This is a genomic window from Streptomyces sp. ISL-36 (assembly GCF_018614205.1).
In the GTDB taxonomy this organism is placed as follows: Bacteria; Actinomycetota; Actinomycetes; order Streptomycetales; family Streptomycetaceae; genus Streptomyces.
In genome coordinates this window covers 1-9,238 of the sequence record NZ_JAGGOS010000200.1, presented here as the reverse complement: position 1 = coordinate 9,238, position 9,238 = coordinate 1, and the positions used below count along the sequence as shown (strand labels likewise).

General features: G+C 68.5%; 10 protein-coding genes. 6 read left to right on the top strand and 4 right to left on the bottom strand.

All coding sequences use genetic code 11. From position 1 onward, the window contains the following. Positions 1-179 precede the first annotated feature (179 nt). Positions 180-1,673: a glycosyltransferase family 87 protein gene (locus tag J7E93_RS35655; RefSeq protein ID WP_215074190.1), complete on the top strand. Its 1,494-nt coding sequence runs from the start codon at positions 180-182 to the stop codon at positions 1,671-1,673. Positions 1,674-1,715: 42 nt separating this feature from the next. Here the strand turns inward: J7E93_RS35655 and J7E93_RS35650 are convergent, their stop codons facing one another. From J7E93_RS35650 to J7E93_RS35640, 3 genes are all read right to left on the bottom strand, one after another. Further along, a complete protein-coding gene (locus tag J7E93_RS35650; protein WP_215074189.1) occupies positions 1,716-2,747 on the bottom strand; it encodes an alanine racemase in 1,032 nt (343 codons plus the stop codon). A 97-nt stretch (positions 2,748-2,844) separates the two neighbouring features. Next, on the bottom strand, positions 2,845-3,963 hold the full coding sequence (locus J7E93_RS35645; RefSeq protein WP_215074188.1) for a peptidoglycan bridge formation glycyltransferase FemA/FemB family protein: 1,119 nt from the start codon (positions 3,961-3,963) through the stop codon (positions 2,845-2,847). 115 nt (positions 3,964-4,078) lie between these two features. Beyond that, entirely contained in the window at positions 4,079-4,393 is a 315-nt protein-coding gene (locus J7E93_RS35640) for a hypothetical protein (RefSeq protein WP_215074187.1), read from the bottom strand. Between the two features lie 283 nt (positions 4,394-4,676). On the opposite strand from J7E93_RS35640, the gene rpsF reads away from it, so the two are divergent. The 4 genes from rpsF (at position 4,677) to rplI (ending at position 6,392) form a co-directional block, all read left to right on the top strand. After that, on the top strand, positions 4,677-4,967 hold the full coding sequence (gene rpsF, locus J7E93_RS35635; protein ID WP_004950685.1) for a 30S ribosomal protein S6: 291 nt from the start codon (positions 4,677-4,679) through the stop codon (positions 4,965-4,967). Between the two features lie 74 nt (positions 4,968-5,041). Continuing rightward, complete coding sequence (locus J7E93_RS35630; RefSeq protein WP_215074186.1) at positions 5,042-5,632, top strand: single-stranded DNA-binding protein; 591 nt, start codon at positions 5,042-5,044, stop codon at positions 5,630-5,632. 58 nt (positions 5,633-5,690) lie between these two features. Next, positions 5,691-5,927, top strand: coding sequence for a 30S ribosomal protein S18 (gene rpsR, locus J7E93_RS35625; protein ID WP_005315025.1), 237 nt, complete (start codon positions 5,691-5,693; stop codon positions 5,925-5,927). A gap of 18 nt (positions 5,928-5,945) precedes the next feature. Next, positions 5,946-6,392: a 50S ribosomal protein L9 gene (rplI, locus tag J7E93_RS35620; RefSeq protein WP_215074185.1), complete on the top strand. Its 447-nt coding sequence runs from the start codon at positions 5,946-5,948 to the stop codon at positions 6,390-6,392. Between the two features lie 102 nt (positions 6,393-6,494). Here rplI and J7E93_RS35615 read toward each other — a convergent pair whose 3' ends face one another. Then, positions 6,495-7,832, bottom strand: coding sequence for an MATE family efflux transporter (locus J7E93_RS35615; protein ID WP_215074184.1), 1,338 nt, complete (start codon positions 7,830-7,832; stop codon positions 6,495-6,497). A 425-nt stretch (positions 7,833-8,257) separates the two neighbouring features. Between J7E93_RS35615 and J7E93_RS35610 the strand changes: the two genes are divergently transcribed. Beyond that, a partial coding sequence (locus J7E93_RS35610) for a replicative DNA helicase (protein ID WP_215074183.1) occupies positions 8,258-9,238 on the top strand: 981 nt, incomplete at its 3' end.

Below are 9,238 nucleotides of genomic sequence, written 5' to 3'. Positions count from 1 at the left end.
CACCCACGCCGACAGCCACCGATGACGGTGGGCCTGGCTGGCTGGGCGGCGGCTGATCCGCCCACCGGGCGCCGCCCGGTACGGCTCCGAGGGCCGTCGTACCCGACACGTACTCCTGGTACGTCGTCCGGTACGGCGGCCCTCACCGTTTCCCAGGTCCGTACGGCAGGATGTCCCCCATGCCGAGCCTCCAGAAGACGAGCCCGCCTCAGGGCCGGCCGCAGGCCTCGCCGGTGGTGTGCCCCACGCACCGGGACGAGGTCGCCGCGGCGGGCAGCGAACTGATCGGCGGGCCGTTCGGCCGCCGGGCGCTGCTGGGCAGCAGCGCTCTCACTCCTGTGCGGGTGATCGCGCTGGTGGCCATCGGGATGTTTGCGCTCGGCATGGTGCAGAAGATCCCGTGTTACGACTGGGCCTGGTTCCGGGGCAGTACGTCGCAGTACACGCACGCCTGCTATTCCGACATTCCGCATCTGTTCGTCGGACGGGGGTTCGCCGAAGGGCTGATCCCTTACTTCGACCGCCTGGGCGGCGACATAGAGTATCTGGAATACCCGGTCCTGACCGGTCTGTTCATGCAGCTCGCGGCCTGGCTCACGCCCGGCGGCGAGGACATCGTGCACCGCGAGCAGATCTACTGGATGATCAACGCGGGCATGCTGATGGTCTGCGCCGCCGTCCTGGCCGTCTGTGTCGCCCGCACCCACCGCCGTCGCCCCTGGGACGCGCTCCTCGTCGCACTGGCGCCCGCCTTCGCGCTCACCGCCACCGTCAACTGGGATCTGTTGGCCGTCGCGCTGACCGCCGCCGCCGTGCTGATGTGGTCACGCGGCCGGATCCTCGCCTTCGGGATCCTGCTCGGCCTCGCGACCGCGGCCAAGTTCTACCCGTTCCTGCTGATCGGCCCCCTGCTGCTGCTGTGCTTGCGCGCCTGGAGGTGGCGGGAGTTCGCGGTCGCGGTGCTCGGCGCCGGTGGGGCGTGGCTCGCCGTGAATCTGCCGGTCATGCTGCTCGCACCGGAGGGGTGGAAGCAGTTCTACGTCTTCAGCACGGAACGGAACGTCGACTTCGGCTCCATCTGGCTGTTGATCAGCCAGCGGACGGGGGAGACGATCCCGCCCGGGACGGCGAACACCTTCGCCGTGCTGCTGATGCTGCTGGCCTGCGCGGGCCTCGCCGTCCTGACGCTGACCGCGCCCCGCCGGCCCCGCTTCGTCCAGCTCGCCTTCCTGGTCGTAGCCGCGTTCGTCCTGACGAACAAGGTGTACTCGCCGCAGTACGTCCTCTGGCTCATCCCGCTCGCCGCGCTGGCCAGGCCGCGCTGGCGCGACTTCCTGATCTGGCAGGCGTGCGAGGTCATGTACTTCCTGGGCATCTGGATGTACCTGGCTTTCACCACCAGCGGCAACAAGCAGGGGCTGCCGACGGACGGCTACCACTTGGTCGTCGTCCTGCATCTGCTCGGGACGCTGTATCTGTGCGCGGTGGTCGTGCGCGACATCCTCGCGCCCGAGCGCGACGTGGTGCGGCAGGACGGCTCGGACGACCCCTCCGGGGGCGTTCTGGACGGCGCGGAGGACGTCTTCGTCATGGGGAGGGCCGCGCATCCCGCCCGGCACGCCGCGGCGGTCGTGGAGGGCCCGCGGGTCGAGTGGGGCGCCCCACGGGTCTAGGCGCGGGAGGCCCCAGCGGCCGTGGGCGGGACGCCCGGGGGCTCAGCGCTCGACGAGCCGGTCGAACTGGGTCGTGGTGTGCCGCAGATGGGCCACGAGTTCGTCGCCGACCTTCGGCTCCTGGGCGTCGGACGGCACGAACAGGATCGACACCTGCATGTGCGGCGGCTCGGCGAACCAGCGCTGCTTGCCGGCCCAGACGAACGGGGAGAGGTTCCGGTTGACGGTCGCGAGGCCGGCGCGGGCGACACCCTTCGCGCGCGGCATCACGCCGTGCATCGCCTTGGGAGCCTCCAGGCCCACGCCGTGCGACGTACCGCCGGCGACGACGACCAGCCAGCCGTCGGACGCGGCCTTCTGCTGGCGGTAGCCGAAGCGGTCGCCCTTGGCGACGCGGGTGACGTCCAGGACGGCGCCGCGGTACTCGGTGGCCTCGTGGTCGCCCAGCCACAGCCGGGTGCCGATGCGGGCGCGGAACCGGGTCTGCGGGAACTGCTGCTGCAGGCGGGCCTGCTCCTCGGCGCGCAGATGGCTCACGAACATGGTGTGCAGCGGCAGCCTGGCCGCCCGCAGCCTGTCCATCCAGCCGATGACCTCCTCGACCGCGTCGGTGCCGTCCGTGCGGTCGAGGGGCAGGTGGAGGGCGAAGCCCTCGAGTCGCACGTCCTCGATGGCGGCGTGCAGCCGGCCCAGGTCCTCCTCGAGGATGCCGTGGCGCTTCATCGAACTCATGCATTCGATGACGACACGGGCGCCCACCAGGGCGTGCACCCCGTCGACGGAGGAGACGGAGCGGATGACCCGGTCCGGCAGCGGCACCGGCTCCTCGCCCCGCCGGAACGGGGTGAGGACGAGCAGATCGCCGCCGAACCAGTCCTTGATCTTCGCAGCCTCGTACGTGGTGCCGACGGCGAGCATGTCCGAGCCGAACCGTGCCGCCTCGTCCGCGAGCCGTTCGTGGCCGAACCCGTAGCCGTTGCCCTTGCAGACCGGGATCAGGCCGGGGAACTGGTCGATCACGGTCTTCTGGTGCGCCCGCCAGCGAGCGGTGTCGACGTAGAGGGAGAGCGCCATGGCCGGCCCGGAACCTTTCTGATGGCTGCGGTGTATCAAAGGTATGTACGAGACCAACGAGATTACGTACGAGACTACGCAACCGTCGGCACAGGCGTCAGCGACGCGACATGTAGATGTCGAGTGCCTTGTGCAGGAGCTTGTTGAGCGGGAAGTCCCACTCGCCGACGTACTCCACCGCCTCGCCGCCCGTGCCCACCTTGAACTGGATCAGGCCGAAGAGGTGGTCGGTCTCGTCGAGCGAGTCCGAGATGCCCCGCAGGTCGTAGACGGTCGCGCCCATCGCATAGGCGTCGCGCAGCATTCGCCACTGCATCGCGTTCGAGGGCCGGACCTCGCGGCCGATGTTGTCGGAGGCTCCGTAGGAGTACCAGACGTGTCCGCCGACGACGAGCATGGTCGCCGCGGACAGGTTCACCCCGTCGTGGCGGGCGAAGTACAGCCGCATGCGGTTGGGGTCCTCGTTGTTGAGGACGGTCCACATGCGCTGGAAGTACGAGAGCGGGCGCGGCCGGAAGTGGTCGCGTACGGCCGTGATCTCGTACAGCCGCTGCCACTCGGCCAGGTCCTCGTAGCCGCCCTGGACGACCTCGACGCCGGCCTTCTCGGCCTTCTTGATGTTGCGGCGCCACAGCTGGTTGAAGCCCTTGAGGACATCGTCGAGCGAGCGGTTCGCGAGCGGCACCTGGAAGACGTAGCGGGGCTGGACGTCGCCGAACCCGGCGCCACCGTCCTCGCCCTGCTGCCAGCCCATCTTCCGCAGGCGGTCGGCCACTTCGAAGGCGCGCGGCTCGATGTGCGTGGCCTCGACGTCCTTCAGGCGCTTCACGTCCGGGTCCTGGATACCGGACTTGATGGCGGCGGAGTCCCAGCGGCGGATGACCACGGGCGGGCCCATCTTCACCGAGAAGGCGCCCTGCTGCTTGAGATGCGCGAGCATCGGCTGCAGCCATTCGTCGAGGTTCGGGGCGTACCAGTTGATGACCGGGCCCTCGGGCAGGTAGGCCAGGTAGCGCTTGATCTTCGGCAGCTGGCGGTAGAGCACGAGGCCCGCGCCGACCAGCTCGCCGGACTTGTCGAACCAACCCAGGCTCTCCGAGCGCCACTCGGTCTTCACATCCGCCCACGCCGGGACCTGGCAGTGGCTCGCCGCGGGCAGGCTCTGGATGTATGCCAGATGCTGCTCTCGGCTGATGGTCCTCAGGGTCAGGCTCATGCGGGGCGCTCCTCGGCAGGTGTGTCCCCATCGGTTCAGGGGCTCCGGCTCTCGCGCCGAAGCCTACTGCGACCGAGGAGCGCCTCGATTGGCCGTGTGGCCCTTGGCCTCCCGGTTAGCCGATCACGCCGCCGAAGAGACCGCCGTGGGCCATGCCGAGGAAGAAGCCCACCGCGGCGGCACCGAGGCCGACGATCAGCGCGAAGCGTTCCCTGGTCGTCACGGAGATGAACTGGCCGTACGCGCCCGCGATGATCCCGAGGAGTCCCGCCCAGGAGCTGAGCAGGTGCAGGTTGTGGAACATCGCGGTGACGAAGGCGAGGACACCCAGGACGAGCGTCACCCCGACCAGCGTGTCCTGGAGCGGGTGCGGCTTGCCGTCGGTCGCGAGCAGGGAATGTCCGGTGTCGTGACGCATTGCCTGTGCCATGGGGCACCTCCTGGCGTAGCTGCCGGAAGGCGGCGCATCGTAGCGCCGCCGACTTCCGTTGTGTACAGATTGCGTCCCCCCACCACCGGATTTCAACCGGAAGCCGGTGTGCGGGTACTCTGTACGGTCTGCACCGGTGTCTGCCCAGGTCCGTCCCGGACCGACTGTGCCCCTCACTCGCTGAGGGGGATTGTCAGTGGTGGCCGATACCGTTGTTCACGCATCACGACCCTCCTGCCACGGAACGACCGTGGCCGCTGAGTCCAAAGGAGGTGGGTTCCACATGCGTCACTACGAGGTGATGGTCATCCTCGACCCCGATCTCGAGGAGCGCGCTGTCTCCCCGCTGATCGAGAACTTCCTCTCCGTCGTCCGTGAGGGCAACGGAAAGGTTGAGAAGGTCGACACCTGGGGCCGTCGTCGTCTCGCCTACGAGATCAAGAAGAAGCCCGAGGGCATCTACTCGGTCATCGACCTGCAGGCCGAGCCTGCGGTCGTCAAGGAGCTCGACCGCCAGATGAACCTGAACGAGTCGGTCCTCCGGACCAAGGTCCTCCGTCCCGAGACCCACTGAGCACCTAGCTCAGAGGTCATCGGGTTCGAGTAGCAGTAAGCAGCCAGAAGCAATCCCGCCGAGAGGTTCACCCAATGGCAGGCGAGACCGTCATCACGGTCGTCGGCAATCTTGTCGACGACCCCGAGCTGCGCTTCACCCCGTCCGGTGCGGCGGTCGCGAAGTTCCGTATCGCGTCCACCCCCCGCACCTTCGACCGTCAGACCAATGAGTGGAAGGACGGCGAAAGCCTGTTCCTGACCTGCTCGGTCTGGCGTCAGGCGGCGGAGAACGTCGCCGAGTCGCTCCAGCGAGGCATGCGCGTCGTCGTGCAGGGCCGGCTGAAGCAGCGGTCGTACGAGGACCGCGAGGGCGTGAAGCGCACGGTCTATGAGCTGGACGTCGAGGAAGTCGGCCCCAGCCTCAAGAACGCCACGGCCAAGGTCACCAAGACCACCGGTCGCGGTGGCCAGGGTGGCCAGGGTGGCTACGGCGGCGGTGGCCAGCAGGGCGGCGGCAGCTGGGGTGGAAACTCCGGCGGTGCCCAGCAGGGTGGTGGCGGTGCTCCCGCCGACGACCCGTGGGCGACCGGCGCGCCGGCCGCTGGCGGCCAGCAGCAGGGCAGCGGAGGCAGCTGGGGTGGAAGCTCCAGCGGCGGCGGCTACTCGGACGAGCCCCCCTTCTAGGGCACTCCCCTCGAAGGCAGCTCGTACCCCCACTTCTTGATCACACAGGAGAAACACCATGGCGAAGCCGCCTGTGCGCAAGCCTAAGAAGAAGGTCTGCGCGTTCTGCAAGGACAAGACCGCGTACGTGGACTACAAGGACACGAACATGCTGCGGAAGTTCATTTCCGACCGCGGCAAGATCCGTGCCCGCCGCGTAACCGGCAACTGCACGCAGCACCAGCGTGACGTCGCCACGGCCGTGAAGAACAGCCGTGAGATGGCGCTGCTGCCCTACACGTCCACCGCGCGATAAGGGAAGGGTGACCGAAAAATGAAGATCATCCTGACCCACGAGGTCTCTGGCCTCGGTGCCGCCGGCGATGTCGTCGACGTCAAGGACGGTTACGCTCGCAACTACCTGGTCCCGCGTGGTTTCGCGATCCGCTGGACCAAGGGTGGCGAGAAGGACGTGGCGCAGATCCGCCGCGCCCGCAAGATCCACGAGATCGCGACCATCGAGCAGGCCAACGAGATCAAGGCCCGGCTCGAGGGCGTGAAGGTGCGTCTGGCCGTTCGCTCCGGCGACGCCGGCCGCCTCTTCGGCTCCGTGACCCCGGCCGACATCGCCTCGGCGATCAAGTCCGCGGGTGGCCCCGACGTCGACAAGCGTCGCGTCGAGCTCGGTTCGCCGATCAAGACCCTGGGCTCGCACCAGGTGTCCGTGCGTCTGCACCCCGAGGTTGCCGCGAAGCTCGGCGTCGAGGTCGTCGCCGCGTAACGCTGCTCTCAGCAGTACGGAAGGGCCGCACCCCTCAGGGGTGCGGCCCTTCCGCCGTTTCACGTGAAACAGCGCACGATCGCGGTGTTTCACGTGAAACGTTCAGAGCGTGGCTCCTGTGACGATCCACCGCCCCGATCGGGACCGCAGCCAGAGCGTCAGCATCCGGACCGTCATCATCAATGTCATCGCCCACCACAGGGCGGTCAGGCCGCCACCCAGCAGGGGGACCACGAGGGCGACCGGGGCGAAGACGGCGAGGGTCAGCAGCATCGCCCAGGCCAGGTACGGGCCGTCGCCGGCTCCCATCAGGACGCCGTCGAGGACGAAGACCACCCCGGAGATCGGCTGGGACACCGCGACGACCAGCAGGGCGGGGAGCAGGGTGTCCTGAACCGTGGTGTCGCCGGTGAAGAGCGGAATGAACAGCGGGCGGGCGATGACGATGAGCACGCCCAGCACCACGCCCGAGACCGCACCCCACTGGACCATGCGGCGGCAGACCTGGCGGGCACCCTCGGCGTCGTCGGCGCCGAGATACCGTCCGATGATGGCCTGCCCCGCGATCGCGATCGCGTCCAGGGCGAAGGCCATCAGGCTCCACAGGGACAGGATGATCTGGTGGGCGGCGACCTCGGCGTCCCCGAGCCGGGCCGCGACGGCGGTGGCGATCATCAGTACCGCGCGCAGGGAGAGCGTACGGACGAGGAGGGGCACGCCGGCCTGCGCGCTGGCGCGTATGCCTGCGGCGTCCGGGCGCAGGGAGGCGCCATGGCGGCGGGCGCCGCGGACGACCACGACGAGATAGGCGGCCGCCATGCCGCACTGGGCGATCACGGTGCCCCAAGCGGAACCGGCGATGCCCAGACCGGCCCCGTAGACCAGCCCTACGTTGAGGGCCGCGTTGGCCGCGAAGCCGGCGATGGCCACGTACAGCGGCGTCCGAGTGTCCTGGAGGCCGCGCAGGACTCCGGTGGCCGCCAGGACGACGAGCATGGCGGGGATGCCGAGGCTGGAGATGCGCAGATAGGTGATGGCGTACGGAGCGGCCGTGTCGGAGGCGCCGAAGATGTCGACGAGCCAGGGGGCCGAGGGGAGGGTGAGCGCGACGACGGCTCCTCCGAGGAGCAGGGCGAGCCAGATTCCGTCCATGCCCTGGCGGATGGCGGCCTGGAGGTCGCCTGCTCCCACCCGGCGGGCCACGGCTGCCGTGGTGGCGTAGGCGAGGAAGACGAAGACGCTCACGGCGGTGGCCAGAAGGGCCGCGGCGATGGCGAGACCGGCGAGCTGCGGGGTCCCGAGATGGCCGACAATGGCGCTGTCGACCATGAGGAAGAGCGGCTCGGCGACGAGCGCGCCGAAGGCCGGGACGGCAAGCGAGATGATCTCTCGATCGTGCTGCCGACGGACGGCCTTGGGGGTCGCGGGTGCCTGGGTCATGGGCTCAAATCTAATCTTCCACAGGTAAGAGATGCAATGCCTGAGTAGTCCTTACAAATCCTTGGTGCGGAGCTTCGGCCGTGCACCGTTTGTTCTGATCTTGATCCGGGGTGGAAAGTTTTTCTCCCCCACAGCCCGTGGATGGAAAAAGGCCAGCTCAGAAGCGTGACTCGGGGGCCCCTATGAGTTTGTCCACATGACTGTCCCCCGGTCCGTGCACAGGTTCTGCGGAGTTCTCCACAGCATCTGGTCCTTCACCCACAGGCCCTGTGGATAACCAGATTGGCTGACGGTGCCCGCGGGCCTACCGTGGACCGGCGCACGACGCGCCAGAAGCGGAGTCAAAGCCTCTTGTTTGTCCGAGCCGTGGCGTAAGACAGAGTGGCACGGTGAGGTCCGCGGAGCGGACGGGAGGAGGTGGCTGGGTGAGCATTCCCGAGCCCTTGGACGACCCCTGGGCCGACAGCGGACCGAGTGACCGGCTGCCGGTCGCCCGACCCCGCAGCGAGAGCCGCGGGCGTGGCCGAGGCCGTGACGACCAGCACGACCGCGGGAGCGAGAGCGGCCCCTGGGACGGCGGCCTGTCCGGGTTCGAGCGGGTCCCCCCGCAGGACCTCGACGCCGAGCAGTCCGTCCTCGGCGGCATGCTGCTCTCCAAGGACGCCATCGCGGACGTCGTGGAGATCATCAAGGGCCACGACTTCTACAAGCCCGCCCACGAGATGGTCTACGCGGCCATTCTCGACCTGTACGCCAAGGGCGAGCCCGCAGACCCGATCACGGTCGGCGCCGAGCTCACCAAGCGTGGCGAGATCACCCGCGTCGGCGGTGCCTCGTATCTGCACACCCTCGTGCAGTCGGTGCCGACCGCGGCCAACGCCTCCTACTACGCGGAGATCGTCCACGAGCGCGCGGTGCTGCGCCGTCTCGTGGAAGCCGGCACCAAGATCACACAGATGGGATACGCGGCCGACGGAGACGTCGACGAGATCGTGAACTCGGCCCAGGCCGAGATCTACGCGGTCACCGAGCAGCGCACCACCGAGGACTACCTGCCGCTCGGAGACATCATGGAGGGCGCGCTCGACGAGATCGAGGCGATCGGCTCCCGCAGCGGTGAGATGACGGGTGTGCCGACCGGTTTCACCGACCTCGACCAGCTGACCAACGGTCTCCACCCCGGCCAGATGATCATCATCGCGGCCCGTCCCGCCATGGGTAAGTCGACGCTCGCGCTCGACTTCGCCCGCGCCTGTTCCATCAAGCACAACCTGCCCAGCGTCATCTTCTCCCTCGAAATGGGCCGCAACGAGATCGCGATGCGTCTGCTCTCGGCGGAGGCCCGGGTGGCGCTGCACCACATGCGTTCCGGAACCATGACCGACGAGGACTGGACGCGGCTGGCG